Source organism: Candidatus Neomarinimicrobiota bacterium (assembly GCA_036476315.1).
Classification (GTDB): domain Bacteria; phylum Fidelibacterota; class Marinisomatia; order Marinisomatales; family S15-B10; genus JAZGBI01.
Map to the genome: position 1 here is coordinate 1 of JAZGBI010000061.1, position 25,011 is coordinate 25,011.

Sequence of the window (25,011 nt, forward strand, 5' to 3'; positions counted from 1 at the left end):
CAGGGAGGATGATGCATCATGAGTCAAAAGGAAATCCTGGACGTTACTGAAGCGGAAATCGCAGTTCACTGGCAAGAAGAAGACTATATCAGTCCATCCGAGCGATTTGTAGGCCAGGCCAACGTGACTGACCCGGATATCTACGAGCGATTCAGTTTGGAAAATTTTCCCGACTGCTTCAAGGAATATGCCGACATGCTCACTTGGTATGAGCCCTGGCATACCATGCTCGATTCAAGTGACGCGCCCTTCTGGAAATGGTTTGTGGGTGGCAAAATAAATGCAAGTTACAACTGTGTCGATCGACACCTGGAAAAGTACAAGAACAAAGCCGCGATTATTTATGTACCTGAACCGGAGAATGAACATCACGTGGCGGTGACGTATCAGGAACTCTACATAAGGGTAAATGAGATGGCGGCACTCCTTAGAGACTTTGCCGGACTTAAGGCTGGCGATAGAGTCACGCTGCATATGCCCATGGTTCCGGAACTCCCCATCACCATGCTCGCTTGCGCCAGACTGGGTGTCATTCATTCGATGGTGTACGGAGGATTTAGTGGCAAGGCATGTGGTGAAAGAATCGCAGACTCTGGGAGTCGAACGTTGATCACCATCGACGGATACTACCGGAATGGTAAACTGCTCGATCATAAGATCCAGGCTGACTTTGCCTTGGAGACAGCGGAAAAGGGAGGTCAAACTGTCGACAAAATCCTCGTCTGGAGACGTTATCCCGGGAAGTATGTCTCCAAGTCACCCATGGTAAAAGGACGTGACTACTTCCTGGATGAGGTGCTAAAGGAGTATTCCCGCCAAAAAGTCGACCCGGTACCGATGCTGGCTGAGGATCCTCTGTTTATCATGTACACGAGCGGCTCGACAGGAAAACCGAAGGGCTGTCAGCATAGTACGGGAGGATATCTGGCCTATGTTGCGGGGACATCAAAGTATGTCCAGGACATTCATCCAGATGATGTTTATTGGTGCATGGCCGACATAGGGTGGATCACGGGGCATTCCTATATTGTTTATGGTCCGCTGGCCCTCGCTGCCACAACAGTTGTGTACGAAGGGGTACCCACCTGCCCGGATGCCGGGCGAGCCTGGAGAATCGCCGAACAGCTTGATGTAAACATATTCCATACCGCGCCAACGACCATACGAATGCTAAGAAAAACCGGTCCGGATGAACCCAAGAAATATAATTATCACTTTAAGCACATGACAACCGTGGGGGAACCCATAGAACCGAAAGTTTGGAAATGGTATTACGAAGTCGTCGGTAAAGGTGAAGCAGTCATTGTTGATACGTGGTGGCAGACGGAGAACGGAGGGTTTCTCTGCAGCACCCTGCCAGCCCTCAAGCCCATGAAACCAGGCAGCGCTGGTCCCGGAATGCCAGGTATCCACCCGGTAATTTATGATGAGAAAGGAAGGGAAATCGAAGCAGGAGATGGTAAAGCAGGGAATATATGCATCAGAAATCCGTGGCCGGGGATTTTTCAGACGATCTGGGGCGATCCCGACCGATACATTTCAGAATACTATGAAAAGTATTGTAAGAATAAGGATAGTAAGGACTGGCGAGACTGGCCTTATTTCGCAGGTGACGCTGCTCTTCTTGCCGAAGATGGATACTATCGAATCTTGGGGAGAATCGATGATGTCATCAATGTCGCAGGACATCGACTCGGCACAAAAGAGCTGGAGAGTGCCTGCCTTGCCGTCGAAGAGATAGCGGAGGCATCGGTTGTGCCCCTGAGAGATGAGATAAAGGGTCGGGTACCTGATGTTTATGTCTCTCTTAAACCAGGTTACGAGCCCAGCAAAGAAATACAGAATTCCGTCACGAAGTCCATCGAGACAACGATCGGAAAGATCGCGAGACCACGGCACGTTTATATCGTCCCCGATATGCCGAAGACTCGCTCTGGGAAAATAATGCGTCGTGTCCTGGCCGCCACGTCGAATCGATTAGATATTGGTGATGTGACCACACTGGCCAACCCTGAAGTTGTGGAGAAAATTCGAACCATGGTTCAAGAGTGACGATCGCTGGAATTGACCCGGACATCTGATGGGGCTCCATATCAGATCGGAAAGAACCCGTCTTTCTCGACGGGTTTCTAGTATTCACAGATATTGACGAAAGTCAATTTGGCGGTTCATTGATTTGGTCAAACAAGGTCAAGAATAGTCAAATATACCCGTTTTCGGGATACACTTTTGTTGATGATTATGAGTTAAGTCCAGTTCTGGTGGATTTTGAAGATCTTTCCTGCTGAACGGTGACCTCTATGGGAGTGTATACAGGTATACAATGTCGGCCCCCGAAACGTCTTGATCAGAGACAGTAATCTTGTCAGGTTGAGAGTCTTCCGTATTTGGATCGATCCCATAGAATCCAAGCCTGTCTGAGTCAGAATCGAACTCAAAGTTATCATCGGTATCATCCACGGCCAGAACATAATAGTCTCCTGGCTTGACGCCAATAATCAGATAGTCGCCATTGCTGTCACTGACACTCGCATTGGCAAGGTCTAATCCATCGGATACATCCGTACCTTCTACAAGCAGCGTTAGGACTCCTGAAACGGGTTCTCCCTCGTGGGATACATTGCCTGCCAGGGTGACGACCAGTTCCTCCAACTCTTCCTTTACGTTGCAGGCGGAAACACAGATCAAGAAGATGCATAGTAACATCGGAAGGGGTGAAGCCATCACGTCATTTGCTGAACGTATTCTCACTGTTCGTCCTCCTTTATTCCTGTTAGAGGGTAAGGAAAAAATCCCCGCATATGAAGTTAACGATAAAACGTAGAAAACATCATATTCTTAACAGGGCGTCTAATTCCTCCGCTATTTTCTCGCCTCTGTGAGTACAACCGCAGAGGCGAGAAATAAACCCACTGCGTTGGCAACCAAATCACGTTTACTGAAATGGTTCTTTGGGTTTTTCCAGTCGTAAATCTCTTTGGTCAATCCCATTAAAGCGGTTCCCGCGAGAGATATGGGGAAAGCCTCTTGTTCGTCAATCTCGAGCTTGTTTACGGCAACGTACTGGAAACTCAACATCCAGGAGAAACTGACCGCGACGTGCTGGATTTTGTCAAAACCGAGCCAAGAATCCTCAATTTGAGAGCTGTCCCGGGGCGAGTCTTGTGCCCATATGGGAACCACCAATAGAACTGCCAACAGTTTCTTCATATTGATTTGCCGGGCCTGGCCGCTCGCTCAACCTATGTTACATAATCTACTTTTGCAAACGGTACCACAGACTAACGGTCCAGGCCAACATTTGGTCGCCTAAGTCAAAACAGGTAAAGAACTGACAAAACGCCTGAGGTGCATGCCAATATCGATAGTCTGGGGTTGACACACGAATCTTTCCTTCACTTTTTTGTCAAAGAGATCGATTGTGTACGGAGTGGTGCTATTTGAGGAGCAGTCCGATGGGAAAGGGAAGGTCAGCTCCATTTCGTCCCCTTGAACGTAATCAAGACGCCGACTTCCCGTAACGCTGCAATCCTTTCCAGGTGCTTTCATCCAGATTCTCGTCGGGAAATTGTTTTGATCGAATGAGCTCCATGTGATAAATTGTTTGGCGTGAACACAGTTTTTCGACCTTGGGGCAATTTGCCCGGTAACCTCTCGGCTCTCTTTCCAATTTTCTTCGCGGCTACATTTGCGTTTTCGCAAGCGCCCATGGGTTATGGACTATACGACGCTTCCTATGGTTTTTCCCTCGAGTCGGAGAGCCACGGGTCGGCTCTGGGAGGGTTTTATTCGTTTGCTGTCAAAAACAAGATCCAGTTCTTCGTTCAGGGACGCGTTGTGGATATAGCCGGAGATGCTGAATTCCCCGTTTACGACTGGTACACAGGTACCTTCTACAAGGCAAACACCAAGAACCTGTTCCTGCTGCCCGTTTTCGGGGGAGTGAAATACCATGCATTTGCTGGTCAGATTGCGAACAATTTCAGCCCATTTGTGATGTTCATCGCCGGTCCCACCATCATTCTCGACTTACCCGAACGCGTCGGCTTTGTGGAGCAGTGGAAGCATCTGCACACCATGTTCAGTGGCGGAGCTTTCTCAGGAGTTGGTTTGGATTTCCTGGTACGCCGGACCTCTATTTTCAGCATCGTCATAGGGTATGATTTTCTACCCATGGGTCGAACGGTCGACGAAGAGAGGGATTACAGCGGTATGATTATCAAGTTTATGATTGGGAAAAAGCGAAATCCGTGACCTCCGAACGCCACCACTTTGTCATTTCATCGCGGAATACCAACGGGAAGTGTTTTACGCTTGACGGCACTGAAGCTCATCACCTGTGCCGGGTGGCAAGACTGGGAGTCGGTGATGAAGTTTTTCTTCTCGATCTCACCGGCAGCGCCCACAGGGCATCGATCGAGACCATCGAAACGGGGGTCGTATCGGGCCGGATCCTTGAAACGAGGGAGAACTACCACGAATCTCTGCCAAGGCTCCACCTGGGCACAGGTATCCTCAAAGGAGCAAACATGGATACGGTGGTGGAAAAGGGGACGGAACTGGGTGTCTATTCCATGACGCCATTGACCATGAAGCACAATGTGAAAAAGGGATTCCGGCGGGAAAGATTCGAAAAGATCGCTGAGAGCGCAACAAAACAGTGTGGAAGGGGTCATGTCCCCGCGATAATGGAACCGATGCCGTTTTCTGAGTGGTGTTTCCGCCTCAAGAGCAAATGCGCGGCGGTCGCGGATAATTCCGTTACGAGTATTCCTTTCCGGGAATGGCTTGGAAACCAGCGGAAAGAATTGGGAGATATCTGGTTGACTGTGGGACCGGAAGGGGGTTATCACGAAGAAGAATTGAAGGTGATTACAAAGAACGATCTAACCAGAGTTTCCCTGGGGCCCCGGAGGTTAAGATCTGAAACGGCGGCAGTGGCACTCCTTGCAGTCTGTGGCATCCACTTCTCAGACGGGAGGCCCACGTGAAGGATTGTCTTTTCTGTAGAATCGCCGATGGAGAGGTTTCTGCCGATATTGTTCATGAGACCGATTCTCTTGTTGCCTTCAAAGACATTAATCCCCAGGCGCCGCATCATATTCTGATCATTCCCAGAAAGCATATTTCCACGCTTAACGATCTTACGAAGGGGGATACAACTCTTGTTGGAGAACTCTTCCTTGCTGCAAAGATGCTAGCTTCTGAGACTGGAATTGCGGAATCGGGCTATCGTACTGTGATGAACTGCAACGCCGATGCGGGTCAGGCAGTCTTTCACATTCACTTGCACGTTCTAGGCGGTCGAAGAATGTCATGGCCACCTGGTTAGTTGGCAGTCGGCAGTCGCCAGTCAGCCCCGCCCAGGCGGGATTTCCGCTGCGCTCCAACAGTTGGCAGGAAGAACCCCCGTACGGTCATTCTTCCCTACGGGGCAGGCAAGAAGCAAGAACCAAGAACCAAGATCCAAGTAGAGGACAAATAGTATGCAGTTGGCAGATGGCAGTTGGCAGTCAGATCACACCTCACGCACGACGAATTACGAATCCCGCCTACATTCCATTACGGCGGTCAGTGACGTATCATTTATCCTCCTCCGCAGGAGATCCTACGGGTCAAAGGAGTTCCTACGGAACATCTCTCCATGAATCCATTTTTCATTAATCAATTATCAATAGTCAATAATCAATTATCAATAGTCAATAATCAATTAATCTCACGCGCTAGTCTAACATGTACATCTCAGAAATAGCCATTCACGGTTTCAAGTCGTTCGCCAAAAAGGTACGGCTTGGGTTTGGTGAAGGGATCACGGGTGTTGTGGGACCCAACGGGTGCGGAAAAACCAACATCGTGGATGCGGTGAGATGGGTTCTCGGTGAACAAAAATACCGGATGCTGCGCGGATCGAAAATCGACGACTTCATTTTCAACGGTTCCGATTCCAAGAAACCGCTCAATTTTTGTGAGGTGAGTCTGATTGTCCATAACAACAAGGGCATGCTTCCCGTGGAATATACGGATGTTGAGATCGCCCGCAGGTCATTCAGGAGCGGCGAGAGCCAGTACATGATCAATCGAACCCCATGCCGGTTGAAGGATATCCAGAATCTTTTCATAGACACGGGGATGGGGGCGGATGCCTATTCCGTGATTGAGCTGAAAATGATTGAGGACATTCTCAGTGAGGGTGCGGAAGATCGACGGAAGATGTTTGAGGAAGCGGCGGGAATTAACAAGTACAAGCTGCAGCGCAAATCCACGCTTCGCAAGCTCGAGGCGACGAGTGTGGATTTGGACCGTGTGAACGACATCGTGGGTGAAGTCGAGAACAAGGTCCATTCGTTGAAGCTTCAGCTGAAACGGTATGACCGCCATGCCAAACTGGCAGAAAGACTCGAGAAGCGGGAGATACAACTTGCCTATCTTCGCCGGAAGAAAACTGCAAGGCTCCTTGATCCGCTCAGGGGGAAAATAGAAAAACTTCAGAAGGAGCTGCTCACGAACGAGAAAGAGGAAGAGAAACGGGATAATGACCTAGAGGGGATGAAGAAGACCTACCGGAAACAGCAGGAAGAATTGAAGGAGCTTCAGGAAAAACTCGACGGTCTGTCCGCTGAGAAGGAGGATCTGTCCAGCCAGATACTTGTGTTGGGAGAGAAGGCCAGATCCACCTCGAGAACCATTGAGCGGCTCGATATTGAGGGCAAAGAAAACAGGAAAAAGATTCAGTCCCTCGAATTCAATATGGAAGAGTTGAAGGTTGAGAAGGAGGCCCTCGAACCCAGGATCGAGGCAAAACGATCAGAATACGAGCGGAGGAAAGAGGAACTCAGGCTAATCGAGGACAAGCATCTCGAGGCCGAAGGTAAACTGGACTATCTGAATTCTCGTCAGCTGGAACACTTAAGGAAACTGGAATCCGTGCTGGGGCTTCAAGGACGAACCCAGGAAATTCTTGTGGAGAAGCAAACTCTCCTGAAGAACCTGGAATCCGAAGCCGAGGAATTCAAATCCCAACGGAAGGAATTGGAGCAAAGTCAGAGCAAGCAGAAGAAGGAAAGGGCGAGAATTGAAAAGGCTATTTCTTCCGATCGAAAGCAACTCAACGAGTTGGATGGGAAAATCGTCAATCTTCGATCGAGTCGTCACGACTCGACCCTTAAGTTCCACCGAATTGCGAGTCAGGTGGAGAGTCTCGAGTCCCAGCTTCAATTCTTCAGAGAACTTATAGAAAGTAAAGAAGGATACCCGTCCGGGGTTCGGCATATCTTAGGCCGCCTGAAAGATTTTCCAGAGGTGTTGGGAACCCTGGCTGACCTCATCGAACTGGATGAGAAGTACAATCTGGCGATTTCCGCAGCGCTGGGCTCCGTGGCGTATTCCCTTGTTTGTGAGAAACGGGAACAAGCACTTCAGATCATCGATGAGCTTAGTGAAGAAAAAAAGGGAAAGATCACCATAATTCCTCTGGACGCACTGAAGCCCGGGAGACCCAGGAAAGGGGCGCTCCCAAAGTTAGCTGGTGTAGTAGGTTATGCAGTGGACCTGGTGAACTCCGAGAAAAGAATCGTACCCCTCATACAAACTGTGTTGCATGATGTTGTTTTTGTGGAGGATTCGACAGCAGCAAGAGCTCTCTGGAAGGCAGGGGGGTTCGAGGGTAGTATAGCGGACCTTCAGGGGCGATTCTACGACAGGTCGGGAATGGTAACGAGCATTAACGGTCAGGAAGAAGCGGGTTTGTTAGGTCGTAAAGAAAAAATCACGCAGCTCGACGAGAAAATTGGCGCACTCGTTGAAGAGGGGAATTCGATACGGGAAGAGCTGAAGAAACTTGATGGGAGACTTTCTGAATACGAGAGCCGGCATCATCAACTCTCAGTCAATCTTGGCGGTCTCATCGATGAACTTGCTGAGACCGAAAAGAAAATCACTCGCAACGAGTACTCCATCTCTCAAAAGGTGGAATCGTTTCAAAGTACAACCCATCAAATCGTCAAGACGCGGGAGGAGATTCTTCAGCTTGAGAAAAATCTGGACCGGAATCTTCCCAAGATTGGGGAAGGAGAAGAGAAGCAGAAGAACTACCAGGAGAAGATCGCCCAGATAAAGTCAGAACTTGATCAGATCAAGGAAAGAAGAGAGGAGGAGAATAGTTCAGTCCAGGATGTTCGATTTGAGCTGATCAATCTGGAGAACGAACGGGACAATCTGGGCTACAAGATTCAGGCATCTGGCGCGAGTGTTGAGGAATTGAAAAAGGCGGGAGTGGAACTAACTGATGAAGTTGAGCAGTTAGAAACTCAAGGGGAGGAGCTGAAGTCAGAATCGAAGACGGCAGAATTGTCGCTCAAGAAGGTTACCGCTCAATACCGAAAGGAAGTGGCAATTAAAGATCTCAAGGAACAGTCGGTGGAGGGAGTCCGTGAACGGATCGATGATCTGCAGACTGAGCTGCGAAATCGCCAGAGGGAGCGAGAAAGGGTTCATGATGAGATGAAGCGGGCTGAGCTTCAGACTGCGGATTATGAGAGCCAGAACGATCTCATCGAGAACAGGATCCGTGAGAAATTCCAGACTGAGATCCCCAACGTAATGGATGTGAAAGCTACCGGAGACGAATTATCCCTGGAGATTGAACGGATCAGAGGGAGCATAGAGCGAATCGGTCCCATCAATATGGCTGTCAGGGAGGAGTGTGAGGAAGAGGGAGACCGTCTTGATTTTCTCATGAAACAGCGAAAGGATCTGGAAGATTCAGAAGGGAGCCTGCTGGAGTCCATGAACCGTATCGACGCCACAGCGAGAAGCCAGTTCAAGGAGACCTTCAGCCGGATCCGAAAGAACTACCAGAAGACATTCCGCCTCTTCTTCGAGGGAGGCGATGGGGATCTGGCTCTCGCGGGTGGAGACGATGATCCCCTGGAAGCCAATATTGTCATTATGGCCAAGCCTCCGGGGAAAAGAACGCACAATCTGCGTGCCCTTTCATCCGGTGAGAAAGCATTGACGGCCATAGCCCTCCTGTTTTCCATTTACCAGGTGAAACCGAGCCCCTTTTGTATTCTGGACGAGGTGGACGCTCCTCTGGATGACAACAACGTTGACAGATTCATCCGCGTGCTGCAAAAATTTTCCGAGGAAACTCAATTCATCATCGTGACACATAACAAGCTGACCATGGAGTCGGCCTCTCACCTTTATGGAGTGACGATGGAGCAGTCGGGCGTATCCAAGATTGTCTCCGTCAAATTTGACTGACGTACCATATCCAGGACAATCTTCGCTCTCGAACGCACGAACAGATAAATGCTCCATCACCTCGACCCCAATATCTTCGTGAACTTAGCGGCTTCCAGTGTATACAATGAGCAATGAGTCGATCTAAAGCCGAAACCGTCCAGCGATTGCAATACCATGACCTAATGCTCTACCGGGTTCATGAAATCCTTCTGGTGTCAAGTCCTTACGACGCTTACATACTCGAGGAGGATGGTCGTCTCACGGAGCAGATCTTGACGGAATATCTTGGCATGAATTTGAGCTATGCCCCCCGGGTGTGGAGGGCATCGACAGCGGGTGTGGCAATGACGCTGCTCTCTGAACGCAAGTTTGACCTTGTCATAACCCTTCTCAGAATTCCCGATATGGATCCCGTCACTTTTGGAACTAAAGTCAAAGAAAAGTATCCCCGTATTCCTGTGGTCCTCCTTATTTACGACACGTCTGAACTGCTTCCTCTTCAATCGCAGCTGCATGAGGAGGCCATCGATAAGGTGTTTGTCTGGAGTGGGAACTCGAATGTTTTCCCCGTCATCATAAAGTACGTGGAAGACAAACTGAACGTGGTTCGGGATATTGAGAAAGGTGATGTTCGGGTCATCATTGTCGTGGAGGACAACCCGCGCTACTACTCCATTATTCTCCCCCGGATATATTCCGAAGTTCTCTATCTCACCCGGAAGTTGATGGACAAGAGTTTGAACGATACGCACCGGCTGCTCCGTCTCCGGGCCAGACCGAAGATTCTTCTCTCGAGCACCTTCGAAGAGGCACAAGAAAATGTGGAAATCTGTAAGGACAATCTTCTTGGAATCATTTCAGATGTGAGATTCCCCCGGGACGGAAAGCTTGATGACAACGCCGGTTTTGAGTTGGCAAAGTGGGTAAGAGAAAGAGATGAGCATCTGCCGTTCCTGATCCAGTCGACACACGCTGATGCTGAATTGAAAGTTAGAGAACTGGATGCAGAGTTCTTGAACAAAAGGTCAAGAACCATGTTACAGGATCTCGGAGATTTTGTCCGTGAGAATTTTGGTTTCGGTGATTTTGTGTTCCGTTATGAGAGTGGAGAAGAAGCTGCCCGGGCGTCCACACTACTGGAGCTGGAGGGGTGTCTAGCATCCGCTCCTGAGGCGTCGATCATTTCACACGCGACGAAGAACCATTTTTCCAACTGGCTCGCTGCCAGAGGGGAATTCTGGATAGCATCCAGAATGCGTCATGTGGAAGTATCGGATTTTGACACTCCGGATGATCTTCGGGCCTATCTGATTGAGGCGATCGACACAACGAGGTCAGTCCGGCATGCAGGAAGGGTCGTGGATTATACCTATGCCTCCATCGATCCGACCGCGACCTTTTTGAGAGTCAGAGGGGGTTCCCTGGGCGGAAAGGCGAGGGGATTGGCATTCGCAAATTCACTGGTTAGTGAGGAGAATTTGAACAAGCGATTTCCCGATGTGGAGATTCACATTCCCAGGGTTGTTGCCATAGGGACCGATGAATTTGAAGATTTTCTTCGGAACGACGATCTGCTGGATTTTGCTCTCCAGACTTCAGACCCAGAGGAACTGAGGAAAAGATTCCTTGCGGCCAATCTGTCAAAGGAATTGACGAAATTTCTCAAATCGTATCTGAAAGATATCAAGACTCCCATCGCCGTCAGATCGTCGGGTCTCTTGGAGGACATGCAATACCATTCTCTGGCAGGTATATATGGTACTTACATGCTCTCAAACTCATCCAAATCTCTATCCTCCCGACTCGAAAATTTGTGCAATGCGATTAAGCTCGTCTATGCCTCCACCTTCTCCGAGGAGGCGAAATCGACAGTCGATGCTTCTGGCCACCGTCTGGAAGATGAAAAAATGGCTGTTATCGTCCAGGAACTGGTGGGCCAGACATATGGGTCCCGCTTCTATCCCACCTTCAGCGGTATGACCAGAAGTTTGAACTATTACCCTGTATCCTACATGAAGAGGGAGGAGGGGATTGCCTACACCGCCCTGGGTCTGGGAAAGATGATCACAGAGGGAGGAAGAGTACTCTGTTTTTCACCAGAGTATCCTTCGATTCTTCCTCAATTCTACTCTCCAGAAGTGATGTTGGAGAATTCTCAGCGGGAGTTTTATGCATTGGATCTCAACAAAGACGATTCCATTCTCGATGGCATCGAGGAAGGGAACATAGTAAAATATGCTTTGAAGGAGGCCGAGGAAGACGGCTCCCTTCGGCATGTAGGCAGTGTCCTGACTTCCGAGGACAACATCGTGAGGGATTCCCTGCGTTACAAGGGTGCCCGACTCGTTACTTTCGCGAACGTCCTGAAAATGAACTCTTATCCCCTTGCCGGAATTCTCAGGGAGTTGCTCAAAATGGGTTATCAGGCCCTGGGGTGTGCAGTGGAATTCGAGTTCGCCTGCAATATTTTCAAGGATCCTGAAAGAAAACCGGAGTTTTGTCTTCTGCAAATTCGCCCCATGGCGGTGGATACCCTCCATCAGGAGATCAACATTGAAACATTAAGCAGGGATCAACTGGTGTGCCAAAGTGCACTCGCACTGGGCAACGGGTTCATCGAAGACATTGAGGATATCATTTATGTGAGGCCTGAAGTCTTCGACCCGGGGAAGTCCCGGACTATGGCGAGCCAGGTCGGGGATTTCAACAAGGAAATGCCCTCGGGAAGAAGATATCTCCTCATCGGTCCAGGCCGGTGGGGAAGCGCAGATCCATGGCTGGGGATTCCGGTAGGATGGGGGCAGATTTCCCGGTCAAAAGTGATCATCGAAGTGGGCAGCAAGGATCTCAGGATAGATCCTTCTTTTGGAGGCCATTTTTTCCAGAATGTAACGAGTTTCAATCTTGGATACTTGACGATCGGGTATAGAGACCGGCGTGACTTCGTGGACTGGGAATGGCTGGAGAGTCTCCCCCCTTATCGTGACTCCCCTTTTGTGAAATGGGTCAGACTCGATGAACCGTTGTCTATCTGGATTGATGGGAGATCCGGGGACGCGGTCGTGGCGAAGCCTCACGCCCGTGATCAGATCTCTAAGGGAAATGACGGGAATTCCTAGGGGGAATTACTACACGACTCCCTGATCGAGCATTGCGTCGGCCACCTTGATGAAGCCTGCGATGTTCGCCCCCTTGACGTAATTCACATATCCATCCTCTTCGCCGTACGTTACGCACTGTTTGTGGATATTTCTCATGATGGTCTTGAGTTTTTTGTCCACCTCATTCCTTGACCACTGAATCCCCATCTTGTTCTGACTCATTTCAAGTCCGGAAACTGCCACACCACCCGCATTTGCGGCCTTGCCCACGCCGAAGAGAATCTTGCGATCGTGGAAAACATCGACAGCCTCAGGTTCGCTGGGCATGTTCGCGCCTTCGGAGACACAGAAGCATCCGTTATCCACCAGCATCTGTGCTTCTTCCTTGTTTATCTCGTTCTCTGTTGCACAAGGCAGCGCCACATCGCATTTGGCTTTCCACGGCCGTTCGCCTTCCCAGTACTCGCAACCGTATTCCTTTGCATATTCCTTAATGCGGTCCCGTTTCACATTTTTCAACTCCATGACAAACTCTAGTTTCTTGGTATCGATACCATCTGGATCGTAGATTGCTCCGTTGGAATCTGAGAGGGTTACAGGCTTACCGTCCAACCGGAGTACTTTTTCCGCGGCGTACTGGGCCACATTTCCAGAACCGGAAATGGCAACGGACTTTCCCTTGAAGGAATCACCCCGGGTCCCCATCATTTCTTCGGCAAAATAGACGGCACCGTAGCCCGTGGCCTCAGGTCGAATCAGACTCCCCCCCCAATTGAGCGCTTTTCCAGTGAGGACGCCGGTGTATTCGTTTTTGATGCGCTTGTACTGACCGAACAGGAACCCGATTTCCCTCGCTCCCACACCGATGTCACCTGCTGGAATATCCGTTGACGCACCGATATGTCTCTGGAGTTCAATCATGAAAGAATGGCAAAAACTCATGACTTCGTTGCCTGATTTCCCCTTGGGGTCGAAATCGGAACCACCTTTGCCACCCCCCATGGGAAGCGTCGTGAGACTGTTTTTGAAGATCTGTTCAAACCCGAGAAACTTGAGAATCGAGAGATTAACAGACGGGTGGAACCGGAGTCCCCCTTTGTAAGGACCGATGGCGGAACTAAACTCCACCCGAAAGCCACGGTTAATCTCAATTTCGCCGCGGTCGTTCCTCCACGGCACCCGAAACATGACCACCCGTTCGGGCTCGACTATCCTCTCCAATATCTTGGCCTGAACGTAATGTGGATTTTCCTGGAGAAAGGACCAGAGAGATTCTATGACTTCGTGAACCGCCTGATGAAACTCCTTTTCCCCGGGATTCTTCGTCACAACCTTGTCCATAAAATCGTCAACTGAAGAGACCATCTTGACTATCCTCCCGCATTTTGATTGGAAAGTTTTCGTACATTAGGCATGGTTGGTCTGGAGACGTTTGTCAACATCTAAAATTACGCCCAACAACTATTTCAAGTGTTGATTTTTTGTCCCCAAAGTCCTTATTTCCGGCAAGCACGAACTTGATTCCCGGACTGAACAGTCTGGGTTCGGATTTCCACGTAGTCTGAAAGGGTGTCTCGACTGGGATCAGCAGGACAACTAAGCTTGCACCTCGCCCGGAGCCTCTATTGGGGTCTTCTGGATCTCCTATATCCACCCTACTGCAAATCGTGCGGACGGCGCCTCGATCCTTTCGAGAAGGTAATATGCGGGTCATGTTGGTTCACGCTTCAACCCTCCAATCTGGGTAATTGGAGAGATGCGGTCACTTATCATGAGAATATTGACTGTGCGCTCACGGGATGGTTTATGAGCGATCTTCTGGAAAAGATAATTTACGGTCTTAAGTACCACGAGCAGAGAGCCCTTGGGGGGGAGATCGGAGGGAGACTGGCTGATATGTTCAAAGGCGTCATCCGGGAATTGAATCCGGACGTTATGGTTCCTGTTCCTCTCTACCCGGCAAAAGGGCGGGAGAGGAGCTTCAATCAGAGTGACCTGATAGGCAGGACGGTCGCCGGTCATCTCCAAATTCCTTATGAGCCTCGCCTAGTGAAACGAGTCAGGAATACGAAGTCGCAAACGGAGCTTTCCATTGATGATAGACGTGAGAATATGGCAGGAGCATTTGCAGTGGGAGATCTGGCACCGCACCGTCGATTTCTCATCGTCGACGACGTATTGACATCCGGTGCCACCCTCTCCGAATGTGCGAAGGCACTCCGGAGGAAAGGGGCAAGTTTTGTGGCCGTTCTTACCGCGGGCACGCCGCCGGTCCATTTCACCAAGAATGAGAAGGCAGGCGGGTGAGATCATGCAGTCCGTAGGGTCGCTTCAGATGAAGAAACAGCGTGTGTTGATGAGAGTAGATTTCAACGTCCCTTTGAGGGACGGAATGGTTTCGGACGATTTTCGGATTCGCGCCTCTCTTCCAACCATTAATTACTGCCTGGAACGGGGATGCTCCATCGTTCTCATGTCACACCTGGGTCGACCCCATGGCAGGCGAGTGCCGGAGCTCAGTCTGCTTCCCGTTGGTGAAGCGCTTTCCGATCTCATGGAAAAGCCTCTCAAGTTCTCTGACGATTGCATCTCGGACGAGGCGATTTCCGTCTCACGAGACCTCCTACCTGGAGAGGTTCATCTTCTGGAAAACCTCCGCTTCTACGAAGATGAAACCCGCAATGACGAGAAGTTCAGTCAAAGATTGTCAAAGCATGGAATGGTCTATGTCAACGACGCGTTCGGCACTGCGCATCGTGCTCATGCGTCGAATGTTGGTGTGACCCACCATTTTAGCCAGAAAGCGATGGGATTCTTGATGGAGAGGGAGTACAGATATCTTCACCAGGTACTAAAAGATCCCAGACGGCCACTTGTGATGGTTCTGGGCGGTGCAAAGGTCCGTACCAAGCTCAGTGTTATCAGCAGGTTTCTCCGAAAGGCCGACTGTATCATAGTCGGGGGAGGTATGGCGTTCACTTTCCTGAAGGCCAGAGGATTTTCAGTGGGGAAATCTCTTGTGGAAAAAGAACTCGTTGGCACGTCAGGTGCCATCCTTTCAAAATCTGAGAAGCTCGGCGTCCCCTTTTATCTTCCCCGGGACATCGCTTTCTCCCGGGAGGTTAGCTCAGGTCTTTTGGATGGTGAAAAGAATATTGGCGAACTGGTCGAGAATGAAACGGGAGTGGACATAGGAAGCAGGACAATTGAGGAGTATCGCGAAGTCATTCGCGGCAGTGGAACGGTTGTATGGAACGGTCCCATGGGGATATTTGAACTCCCACAATTCAGGAAGGGGACGCGGGCTTTGGCGTTATCCATAGCAGAGGTTGCAGGACGGGGAGGTATTTCCATCATTGGGGGAGGGGATACGGCGGCCGCCATAAGGGAACTGGGTCTCTCCGAAAAAATGTCGCACATTTCCACGGGAGGTGGCGCCTTCCTGGAACTTATGTCCGGAAAAGAACTACCAGCATTTGAAACATTAGAGGTTGGGTGATGAAACAGAGAAGACCGGTTGTCGCAGCAAACTGGAAGATGTACAAAACGCCTCAGGAGGGGAGGGCGTACGTCGATGAACTCGGGATTAAGGGTTTGGACCTGGAAGGGGTTGATATTATATTATGCGTTCCGTACACTTCGCTCCTTCTCATTGGCGAATCTCTCGAAAACGGCGAGGTTGAAGTGGGTGCCCAGAACATGCACTGGGCTCACGATGGTGCTTATACGGGTGAGATCTCTCCCCGAATGATAAAATCGTCCGGTGCCGGCTGGGTCATTTTAGGGCATTCGGAAAGGCGTCACATTTTTGGGGAGATGGACGAAGAGATTGTCAGGAAGATCCGATCTGCCCTGGACCATGATCTCTCTCCCATCATCTGTATCGGGGAAACTCTCCAGGAGCGCAGGAACGGAGAGACGCTTTCAGTGCTGAGACGACAGCTTGGGCCCGTAATGGAGACCCTTTCCCATGAGGACATGGACCGGGCGATTGTGGCCTACGAGCCTGTGTGGGCTATCGGGACCGGGGTGAATGCAACGCCAGCCCAGGTTCAGGAAGCTCATGGCAATGTTCGGAAACTGGTGGCGCATCGATTTCCAGCGGTTGCCGGTTCACAGAGAATCATATATGGGGGGAGCGTCAATCCGGACAACGCCGGTGAATTGATGGAGGTAGAAGGAGTTGATGGTTTTCTCGTAGGCGGGGCGAGCCTCACCGTAGATAGCTTCATAAAGATAATACGGGCCGTCCAGGCCTGCCATAAAAATGGGACATAGCTGTACGGATTTCTTGTTTTTCTGCATGTGGTAACCAGCGTTCTACTGGTTGTCGTCATTCTCATGCAAGCGAGCAAGGGGGGTGGACTTTCAGGAACTTTCGGGGGGACTACGTCGACGGCAATTTTTGGGGGCCGCGGAGCCGGAAGCTTTTTGAGTAAGGTGACGGTTGGTCTCGCTTTTACATTCATGGTGCTTGCCATTTTCATAAGTCTCATGAGTGTACCCTCGGATTCTGACTCTATCGTAAGGCAGAGAGCGGAAGACCAGATGGAGTCACCTGCGTATGAACTGCCCGTTCCTCTCTCTCTGCCTCAAAAGAATCAGTAACTGAGGTTGGGTCAAGGGACTTGCCGAAGTGGTGGAACTGGTAGACACGCTATCTTGAGGGGGTAGTGGGAGCAATCCCGTGCGGGTTCAAGTCCCGCCTTCGGCACGTATGAATACGGGGTGGATGAGAGTTTTCACGAGAGAAAAGTGTGAAACGGAGAAAATGGTGAAGAAACAGATGTTGGTGCTCCTTTGCGCCTGCCTGCCGTTTGCTTGGGGAGCAAATCCAGCACAGGGGTTGGAGGAGGGGAAGAAGTGGTTTGAACAGGGCCAGCTTGACTCTGCTGAAACAGCATTGTTGAATGCTATCAGGATCGACCCCACAATCCCGGAGTCCTACTATGTTCTGAGCGAGATCTATTTCAGGAAGTACGATTTTGACAAGGCCAGGGAAAATCTCACAACTGCGATTGAGCTCGATCAAAACAACGAGGAATATCGCCTCAAATTCGACAGAGTTAACCAGATTGCATCGGCGATGGCTGAGGCCATGCGGTCTCTGAATGGTGGAAAGCCGTATGTCGCTATCAGCAAATTCGAAGATGTGAGGTCAGAGTTCCCCGAAGTATCACCCATGGCCTTGTATCACATGGGGATAGCTAGTTTGCGGGACGATGACGCATTGGAAGCGGCCAGATATTTCCGTGAGGCCAGCCGCGAGGATCCGTCTTACGACAAGCCAGCAAAGGCGTTGAAAGGTATTGCTGACAGAATCTACAATGAGGGTAATGTCTCTCTGAGGAGAGGGAACTACGAGGGTGCGGCAGAGAATTACGAGAAGGTTCTCGAACTGAATCCGGAGTATTCACGAGCTCACTTTCAACTGGGATTCTTGAGCACGAGACTGGGTGAATACGAAGCGGCTTTGAAACATTATGAGAAGGCAGTGACGGTGGATCCTTCGTTTGCGAAGGGGTGGTTTGCCCTGGGTCTGGCCCTCCAGAGAAATGGAGACTTCGATAAGGCTATTGAGGCTCTCGACAGTGCCACAGAGGCCGATCCAACCCATGCCAAAGCGCATGCGCAAAAGGGAGCGGTTTATCTAAAACAAGGCGATTATGCATCGGCGGAGAAAGCTTATGAAATGGCGATTCAGGCTGATCCCACATATTCAAAGGCCTACGTGGATCTGGGAAAAATCTATGTCGCCCGGAAGTCCTTCGATGAGGCTGTGAATACGTTAACCACCGCCACGGCTTTGGATAGCAAGAAACCGGCTGCATGGTCATTACTGGCTCAGTCTCACAACGCCCTTGGACAGTGCGAGTTCGCAAAGGAAGCGGCACTATCGGCCCTGGATGCGAAAGAAGGTTACTCCCCTGCACTTTTCGATTTGGGGGTGGCAGAAGCATGCCTGGGCAACAAAGCGGCGGCGCTGAATGCCTTTGAAAAAGCGAGAAGAGATCGATCCTGGCGAAAGCCCGCCGAGTACGAAATCGACAAGCTTCAACACCCTGAGAGGTACGAGGACCGTTAGATCTCACACTCCAGGGGTGGATTGAACACCTGTTTTCGCTTTAGATCTGTACAAGGAATGGGCTTCTCTCTTCATCCTTTCCTACCATGATTCGCGCCGTAATCTTCGATCTTGACAACACACTCCTCGATTTTATCAAGATGAAAAAGAGTGCCGTCTCTGCCGCGGTGTCAGCCATGCTGGAGGCGGGACTTGATGTCGATCCGGAACAGGCTTTCGAGGACATTATCGGTCTGTATAAGACAAAAGGGTGGGAGAATCAGGAAGTCTTCGATGATTTTCTCCGGGAGAATTCAGGACATGTGAATCACAAATACCTGGCGGCGGGAATCGTTGCGTATCGCCGCGCCCGGGAGGCTTCATTGATGCTTTATCCGAACGTGCTGCGGACTCTTGTTGCCCTGGCGAAAATGCGCGTAAAACTTGTCGTCATTTCCGATGCACCAACCCGTGAGGCCTGGCTCCGCATTTACTATCTAAACCTTCACCATCTCTTCGATCTTGTGCTAACATTCGATGATATCGGGGAACGAAAACCATCTGCGAAAGGATTCCGGCTTGTCTTGAAGGAGCTGCACCTTGACGCCGACGAGGTCCTCATGGTTGGAGACTGGCCGGAGCGGGATGTCGTGGGAGCATCCAAGCTGGGAATTCGGACCGTTTACGCGCGGTATGGGGATACCTCTGTCACCGATGATTCGGGTGCCAACTGGGATGTAGACAATATCTATGAAGTTGTGGGCATCGTCAAGTCCTTGAATGAGGAATAATTACGCAGTCGGAACGGATATTGTCGAAGTTGATCGCATCCGTGAGTTGAGCGTTCGACACGGCAATCGTTTCTTTCAACACGTTTTTACTGAACAAGAGGTTCAATGGTGTGAGTCGCGCGCCAATCCATACATTCACCTTGCAGGAAGATTTGCCGCCAAAGAAGCGGCGAAAAAGGCCCTTTTGGCGCTCGGTGAACCGGAATCAATTCCGGTGAAACTCATAGAAATTCATCGCGCTGAGAACGGACCTCCCATGGTGAAACTCCGGGGTACGCTCTCGCAAACCTATCGTTTTCAGCTCTCCATCTCTCATACCACCAGCCTGGCAACGGCCGTGGTCATTGCCGAAACACAGTGAAAATCCTGACTTCCCGAGAAGCCCGTCTTGTTGACGATCATACGATGACCCACCTGGGCGTTTCAGGAGAGGCACTTATGGGGAGGGCGGGTCTTGCCGTAGCCGAAAAGGCAAAGAAAATGTTGCTGGAGATGGGACGAAACCGTGTGATCATTATCTGCGGGAAAGGTAACAACGGCGGAGATGGATACGCAGCGGCTCTGAGGCTGAGGGATTTTAACGTGGACGTATCGATCCTTTCTACCGTATCCGAAAAAGAAATAACCGGGGAAGCCCGCACCTATCATGACGGGTGTGTACAGCACAAGCTACCCGTTCAGTACAAAGTGGACGCTGGTGATGCAGACCTTTCCAATCACGACCTCGTAATCGACGCTCTATTGGGGACAGGGGTTAAGGGTGAGGTCAGGCCGGAAGCCGCCGGTTGGATAGACAGTATCAACAAATTGGAAACCCCGGTTCTGGCCATCGACATTCCCTCTGGCATCTCTTCAGATAGCGGTCAGATTCTCGGAACCGCCGTCAGGTCAGAGGCTACTGTCACAATGGGATTTCTCAAACAGGGTCTCGTCATGAATCCCGGCGCTTCTATGTCAGGTGAGTTAACTGTGGCGGATATCGGATATCCTGAGGAAGCGTTCCAGGCGGTTGAGATCGAAAAGGCGTTGATAGAGGAGTCGCTCGCTCAGACACTGCTGACCAAGCCGCCTGTCGACACCTATAAACACCGGCAGGGAAAGGTTCTGATTCTTGCGGGATCAAAAGGATTCACGGGAGCTGGATGTCTTGCATCCGAAGGTGCCCTGAGATCCGGAGCCGGACTCGTCATCGCTGGCGTTCCCGAGTCCATCAATGCGATCTACGAATCGAAACTGACAGAAGTCATTACCGCCCCCATACCTGATGGCGGAACGGGACATTACGACTCCGATTCACTGGACCACCTGCAAGTCCAGCTCGAGTGGTGTGATGTTGTCGCCATCGGTCCGGGCATCGGGACACTACCCGCTGTCCAGCAGTTTGCCAGAGCGTTATTTGAAACGGTCTCACGCCCTTTTGTCATTGATGCCGATGCCCTGAAAGTATTCCATGGCGATCTGGATGCGTTCAGGGCGATGAAAGCCCCGTTCGTCATCACTCCCCACTATGGAGAAGCTTCCGCCCTTTTCGGTGTAAGCAAAGAGGAGATCCTGATTGATCCGTTCAGTTTTGTCCACGAGTCAGCCCGGAAGATCGGCGGGGTGATGGTGCTAAAGGGGGCGCCCACCCTGATCTCCGACGGTCTATCGGTTATGGCGAATAAGTCAGGTCATCAGGGACTTGCCACGGGAGGAAGCGGAGATGTTTTGACGGGAGTAATTGCTGGATTTCTTGCCCAGGGGATATCTGCATACATGGCCGCGCAGCTTGGTGTTTTCATTCACGGCAGGGCAGCCGATTTTCTCAAGGATTCCCACGGCTACAGGGGAATGATTGCAGGTGATCTACTCAAGGCACTGCCGTCCGTGATTTCAGCTTATGAGCACGGCTAAATACAGGCTGCTTGTTCTAGGTTACTGTATTATGATCCTTTCCGCTTCATCGATCCCAATAGAGAATATCACTAACCTGAAACTCACGGGATGGGATAAGCTTCTGCACGTTCTGGAATACTCAATCCTGGGATGGCTGCTACTACATGCTTTGCTTGGCGGACAGTGGACCGTTTTTTCTATGGCAATCGCAGGCGGCATGCTGTTCGGTGCATTTGATGAAACCTGGCAGAAGTTCCTGGTGTACAGATCGGCAAGCTTCCTTGACTGGGCTGCTGATTCAGCGGGTGTAGCCCTTGGCGTGGTCACAGGCCGGGTTTTGATGGCTCGACGGGAAGGACCCTGAGGATGAGGAGATAATACGATAGATGGATAGACTCGTGGTATTGGGTGAGCGGCAGCTCAGTGGCAGCGTTGAGATTGGTGGGGCAAAAAATGCCGTTTTGCCGGTGATCGCAGCCACGGTGTTGGCCCCCGGCAGGTATCGAATCAAGCGTGTGCCCGATCTGCGTGATACGCGCACCATGATGAAACTGCTCAGCATCATTGGCGCTGAATCGACGTATGAGAATGGAGAGATGGAAATTGACACCGCGAACTGCCGCAATCCGGAAGCTCCGTATGAACTTGTAAAAACCATGAGAGCATCTTTCTATGTTCTCGGTCCCCTTCTTTCAAGATTCGGCCATGCAAGGGTCTCACTGCCGGGAGGATGTGCCTGGGGTCCCCGTCCGGTGGATTTTCACGTTTCCGCGATGGAGTCGTTGGGTGCGGAAATAAGTCTTGACGGGGGATACGTGGTGGCGAAGGCCAAACGGCTAAAAGGGAACACCATCTCTTTCGATGTCCCATCAGTGGGGGCAACAGGGAATGCAGTTATGGCTGCTGTGAGAGCAGAAGGGGAAACGGTTATCAAGAATGCAGCCAGGGAACCGGAAATCGTCTGTCTATGTGAATTTCTTAACAAGATGGGGGCGAGTATATCGGGGATGGGAACGTCCAAACTGAGCATTGAGGGAGTTAAAGAATTGCGGTCGGTTGATTTTGAGGTGATTCCTGACAGAATCGAGGCGGCCACCATGCTTATAGCAGGTGCTCTCGCAGGGAAGGAAATAACCGTGATCCGCGTGAATCCGGAACATCTAGGTGTGGTGCTGGACATGTTGAGGGAAGCGGGAAACAGCGTAACTGTTTCTGGCGATTCCGTGACCATTAAAAGGGAGAATTTCACCAACCCCGTGAGTGTCAGGACGGCGGTTTATCCCGGATTTCCCACCGATGTCCAAGCTCAGTGGATGGTCCTCATGACTCAGGCAGATGGAACGTCGGCGATCACAGATACGATTTACCACGACCGTTTTACTCACGTCGGTGAGCTTGTCCGTTTGGGGGCAAAGATTTCACTGAGTGGAAATACCGCGAAAGTGACGGGCCGAAGAAAGCTCCTCGGGGCTCCCGTCATGTCAACGGATATCCGCGGCAGTGCTTCGCTGATTCTGGCGGCATTGGTGGCAAAGGGAAGAACGGAGATATCCCGGGTCTATCACATAGACCGTGGATATGAAGGAATTGAGAAGAAGCTCAAGAACTTGGGGGCTGAAATCTGGCGTGAGGCGGAATAACCTTATGCTGGCAACGGGACCTCACTCTACTCAATTTGGCGGAGTAGTTGCAGGATTTTCTGCGCCGTCAATTCGGGCGGACTCTCGTGTGTGGCGACGTGAACATCCGCCTGCTTGTAGTAGCCTTCCCGGGATTTGACCATTTGCTGGATGGTTTGCGAGGTGTCACGTCCGGGGAAGCCTGGTTTTTCCATCTCGCCAATTCTCTCCAAAATGTCCTGGAACGGAGCGTCCAGCCAAATGGTAATACCCGTCCGCTTCATGGTGAGCAGTTTTCTTTCATCGAGAACTGCATCACAGTTACAGGCAAACACTTGGTGTTCTCCCTGGGACAACTCCTGAAGCACGGTCATTTCCATTTTTCGAAATGAATCCTCTCCAAAACTGTCGAAGATCTCTTTCTGGCTCCTTCCGTAGATCGCTTCTATGGTCTCATTGACATCTACGAAAGCCCACTTGAGATTATTGGATAGGATTTTCCCGACGGTCGTTTTCCCAACGCCGGTCATTCCGACCAAGTAGACGTTTCTAACTACCTTTTGCAAAAGAGAGTTCCGCAGCCCGGAGGCGACATTTCACTTTGAAACGGTGTCAACGGCTCTGTATCAATAATACGTACTTTATCGTTGAAAACAAATAAGTGCTAACCTACATTATTCACAGGATCTTGAGATTCACCACCTCCGTAGGAGTCCCTTTTGGAAAAAACACAAGGGCACAAAGCTATTTGAAAATACAGGAGTTAGTAACACGAGAGAGTAGACATTTGGTGTTAAGGAAATTAGAGTTTGAAAATAAATCAGCTATTAATGTTGGAGAGTTTGTTTCTTGTTCCATAGGAACTCCCTTGGAGGTGCTTTAGTGGGTGATGAATAGTTCAGGCGGCTAAAACAAATTGATAGAGAACCCACGAATCTCTTGGACATGTCTCACACTTCTGCACGCCGCGTCACGGTGTCAGTCCGGGTTTCCCATAATCTTGGAAGGTTTTCAAATTCGGGGTAAGTTTCCCAGGCTTTTGAGATGGGATCCAGATTGGAGGGGTGGCCGAGTCGGCTGAAGGCGCCCGCCTGCTAAGTGGGTTTTCGGATAGTATCCGGAACGAGGGTTCGAATCCCTCCCCCTCCGCATCTCTACGCGATGCGTGAGATCAATTGATTATTGACTATTGAATATTAATAATTGAATAGGAACTGTTTATTGGTAACTGGTTAATTGGTTAACTGGTGACGGATGCTACCACCGCCACTGGGTACTGTCGACTGCCAATCGGAGCGCAGCGGAGATCCCGAGCCTTCGGGACTGCCATCTGCCAACTGGCTACTGGTAACTGGTTGACTGGTTAATTGGTTAACTGGTGACTGGATTCTCGCTATTTGATCCTTGATAATTGGTTTCCCGATGTGAATCGGAGTTTCGCCCCGAGAGGGCGCCCCCGAAATAATCCCCGATATACGTCGGGACAGGCAGGCGGGATTTCGCTTTGCTCAGCTTTGCTCAACTTTGGTCAACTTTTATCCCCGCCTTGGTGGGATCTCCACTACGTTTCGACTTTTTACTTTTATCTTGGAACTTGGCTCTTGGTTCTTGGAACTTGGTTCTTGAAACTTGTTCAGGAGGAGGTGTGGCAGAGTGGTTGCCCGCAGGGTCCTTTGGTAATGCACCGGTCTTGTCCACAGGATCCTCTGGACTCAACAGTCCAGAGGAAAAACCGGCGCCAGAGTGGAGTGTTTCGTTTCTCTGGAGGCGTAGCATAATTGGTAATGCACCGGTCTTGAAAACCGGCGCCCTAACGGGTTTGGGGGTTCGAGTCCCTCCGCCTCCGCTTGTACTACGTATATGTTCTTAAGAGTCAGTCGGCACGGAACTGGCATTACATCGGCAGCTGCCGTGATCCGTCGGAACGCATGACGTCTCACAACAGAGGGAAAGTCCGTTCTACCAAGGGATATCGTCCCCTTGAGTTAATTCACAAGGAAACGTATCCCACTCGCAGCCAGGCATATCGCAGGGAAATGTTTTACAAAACGGCAAAGGGTAAGGCTGTCCTAAAAGAAAGACTGTTGAAGCTGGGTGTTTGGTGAAAACCGAGCCCTCAAGAGAAGGCTGCCCCATTGTGGAATGGAAACCCTGCACCACTCTAACTCACAAGTTACTCTGGCGAATCCTACCGCCTCCGCGCTATTGACTCGTGATGCGTAATCCGTGATGCCCCGATAGTCATCGGGATCTACGATTCGCTCCGACGTGATACGTAAGCCGTCTAACACATAACTCATAACCCATAACATCTA

At 50.6% G+C, this 25,011-nt stretch carries 22 protein-coding genes and 3 tRNA genes; 20 read left to right on the plus strand and 5 right to left on the minus strand.

Annotated elements, in window-relative coordinates; translation table 11 throughout:
• Positions 1–18: 18 nt before the first annotated feature.
• Positions 19–2,052, plus strand: coding sequence for an acetate--CoA ligase (acs, locus tag V3U24_05740; GenBank protein ID MEE9166946.1), 2,034 nt, complete (start codon positions 19–21; stop codon positions 2,050–2,052).
• 246 nt (positions 2,053–2,298) lie between these two features.
• Here acs and V3U24_05745 read toward each other — a convergent pair whose 3' ends face one another.
• The 3 genes from V3U24_05745 to V3U24_05755 form a co-directional block, all read right to left on the minus strand.
• Complete coding sequence (locus tag V3U24_05745; protein ID MEE9166947.1) at positions 2,299–2,751, minus strand: carboxypeptidase-like regulatory domain-containing protein; 453 nt, start codon at positions 2,749–2,751, stop codon at positions 2,299–2,301.
• 111 nt (positions 2,752–2,862) lie between these two features.
• Positions 2,863–3,210, minus strand: coding sequence for a hypothetical protein (locus tag V3U24_05750; GenBank protein ID MEE9166948.1), 348 nt, complete (start codon positions 3,208–3,210; stop codon positions 2,863–2,865).
• 99 nt (positions 3,211–3,309) lie between these two features.
• The gene (locus V3U24_05755; protein ID MEE9166949.1) at positions 3,310–3,549 is read right to left on the minus strand and encodes a hypothetical protein; all 240 of its coding nucleotides are present in this window, start codon (positions 3,547–3,549) and stop codon (positions 3,310–3,312) included.
• 60 nt (positions 3,550–3,609) lie between these two features.
• On the opposite strand from V3U24_05755, the gene V3U24_05760 reads away from it, so the two are divergent.
• The 5 genes from V3U24_05760 (at position 3,610) to V3U24_05780 (ending at position 12,365) form a co-directional block, all read left to right on the plus strand.
• The gene (locus tag V3U24_05760; GenBank protein ID MEE9166950.1) at positions 3,610–4,254 is read left to right on the plus strand and encodes a hypothetical protein; all 645 of its coding nucleotides are present in this window, start codon (positions 3,610–3,612) and stop codon (positions 4,252–4,254) included.
• Entirely contained in the window at positions 4,251–4,991 is a 741-nt protein-coding gene (locus tag V3U24_05765; GenBank protein ID MEE9166951.1) for an RsmE family RNA methyltransferase, read from the plus strand. The genes V3U24_05760 and V3U24_05765 overlap by 4 nt, the downstream gene beginning before the upstream one ends.
• Positions 4,988–5,332, plus strand: coding sequence for a histidine triad nucleotide-binding protein (locus V3U24_05770; protein MEE9166952.1), 345 nt, complete (start codon positions 4,988–4,990; stop codon positions 5,330–5,332). Before V3U24_05765 ends, V3U24_05770 begins: the two co-directional genes overlap by 4 nt.
• 401 nt (positions 5,333–5,733) lie before the next feature.
• Entirely contained in the window at positions 5,734–9,264 is a 3,531-nt protein-coding gene (smc, locus tag V3U24_05775; protein ID MEE9166953.1) for a chromosome segregation protein SMC, read from the plus strand.
• A 113-nt stretch (positions 9,265–9,377) separates the two neighbouring features.
• Positions 9,378–12,365 carry a PEP/pyruvate-binding domain-containing protein gene (locus V3U24_05780; protein MEE9166954.1) on the plus strand — a complete coding sequence of 996 codons (2,988 nt, stop codon included), beginning with the start codon at positions 9,378–9,380 and terminating at the stop codon, positions 12,363–12,365.
• Positions 12,366–12,374: 9 nt separating this feature from the next.
• On the opposite strand, the gene gdhA is transcribed toward V3U24_05780, so the two are convergent.
• Positions 12,375–13,712 (minus strand): NADP-specific glutamate dehydrogenase, encoded by a 1,338-nt coding sequence (gene gdhA / locus V3U24_05785; GenBank protein ID MEE9166955.1) that lies wholly within the window; start codon positions 13,710–13,712, stop codon positions 12,375–12,377.
• Between the two features lie 237 nt (positions 13,713–13,949).
• Here gdhA and V3U24_05790 point away from each other — a divergent pair, with 237 nt between their 5' ends.
• The 11 genes from V3U24_05790 (at position 13,950) to murA (ending at position 22,717) form a co-directional block, all read left to right on the plus strand.
• The gene (locus V3U24_05790; GenBank protein ID MEE9166956.1) at positions 13,950–14,654 is read left to right on the plus strand and encodes a hypothetical protein; all 705 of its coding nucleotides are present in this window, start codon (positions 13,950–13,952) and stop codon (positions 14,652–14,654) included.
• Positions 14,655–14,658: 4 nt separating this feature from the next.
• Positions 14,659–15,846, plus strand: coding sequence for a phosphoglycerate kinase (locus tag V3U24_05795; GenBank protein MEE9166957.1), 1,188 nt, complete (start codon positions 14,659–14,661; stop codon positions 15,844–15,846).
• Entirely contained in the window at positions 15,846–16,625 is a 780-nt protein-coding gene (tpiA, locus tag V3U24_05800) for a triose-phosphate isomerase (GenBank protein ID MEE9166958.1), read from the plus strand. The genes V3U24_05795 and tpiA overlap by 1 nt, the downstream gene beginning before the upstream one ends.
• Positions 16,626–16,955 carry a preprotein translocase subunit SecG gene (gene secG / locus V3U24_05805; protein MEE9166959.1) on the plus strand — a complete coding sequence of 110 codons (330 nt, stop codon included), beginning with the start codon at positions 16,626–16,628 and terminating at the stop codon, positions 16,953–16,955.
• A 22-nt stretch (positions 16,956–16,977) separates the two neighbouring features.
• Positions 16,978–17,061, plus strand: a tRNA-Leu gene (locus V3U24_05810).
• 18 nt (positions 17,062–17,079) lie between these two features.
• A complete protein-coding gene (locus V3U24_05815; protein MEE9166960.1) occupies positions 17,080–18,432 on the plus strand; it encodes a tetratricopeptide repeat protein in 1,353 nt (450 codons plus the stop codon).
• Between the two features lie 86 nt (positions 18,433–18,518).
• Positions 18,519–19,202, plus strand: coding sequence for an HAD-IA family hydrolase (locus V3U24_05820; GenBank protein MEE9166961.1), 684 nt, complete (start codon positions 18,519–18,521; stop codon positions 19,200–19,202).
• A complete protein-coding gene (gene acpS, locus V3U24_05825) occupies positions 19,192–19,563 on the plus strand; it encodes a holo-ACP synthase (GenBank protein ID MEE9166962.1) in 372 nt (123 codons plus the stop codon). Before V3U24_05820 ends, acpS begins: the two co-directional genes overlap by 11 nt.
• Positions 19,560–21,095: an NAD(P)H-hydrate dehydratase gene (locus V3U24_05830; protein MEE9166963.1), complete on the plus strand. Its 1,536-nt coding sequence runs from the start codon at positions 19,560–19,562 to the stop codon at positions 21,093–21,095. Before acpS ends, V3U24_05830 begins: the two co-directional genes overlap by 4 nt.
• Positions 21,082–21,441 carry a VanZ family protein gene (locus V3U24_05835; GenBank protein ID MEE9166964.1) on the plus strand — a complete coding sequence of 120 codons (360 nt, stop codon included), beginning with the start codon at positions 21,082–21,084 and terminating at the stop codon, positions 21,439–21,441. The genes V3U24_05830 and V3U24_05835 overlap by 14 nt, the downstream gene beginning before the upstream one ends.
• Positions 21,442–21,463: 22 nt before the next feature.
• Positions 21,464–22,717, plus strand: a complete 1,254-nt coding sequence (murA, locus tag V3U24_05840) for a UDP-N-acetylglucosamine 1-carboxyvinyltransferase (GenBank protein ID MEE9166965.1) — start codon at positions 21,464–21,466, stop codon at positions 22,715–22,717.
• Between the two features lie 26 nt (positions 22,718–22,743).
• Here the strand turns inward: murA and V3U24_05845 are convergent, their stop codons facing one another.
• Entirely contained in the window at positions 22,744–23,262 is a 519-nt protein-coding gene (locus V3U24_05845; protein MEE9166966.1) for a shikimate kinase, read from the minus strand.
• 492 nt (positions 23,263–23,754) lie between these two features.
• Between V3U24_05845 and V3U24_05850 the strand changes: the two genes are divergently transcribed.
• The 3 genes from V3U24_05850 to V3U24_05860 all read left to right on the plus strand — a co-directional run bounded on the left by V3U24_05850 (position 23,755) and on the right by V3U24_05860 (position 24,801).
• Positions 23,755–23,845, plus strand: a tRNA-Ser gene (locus V3U24_05850).
• A 614-nt stretch (positions 23,846–24,459) separates the two neighbouring features.
• Positions 24,460–24,542 (plus strand) — tRNA-Ser (locus tag V3U24_05855).
• Position 24,543: 1 nt separating this feature from the next.
• Positions 24,544–24,801, plus strand: a complete 258-nt coding sequence (locus V3U24_05860; GenBank protein ID MEE9166967.1) for a GIY-YIG nuclease family protein — start codon at positions 24,544–24,546, stop codon at positions 24,799–24,801.
• Positions 24,802–25,011 lie beyond the last annotated feature (210 nt).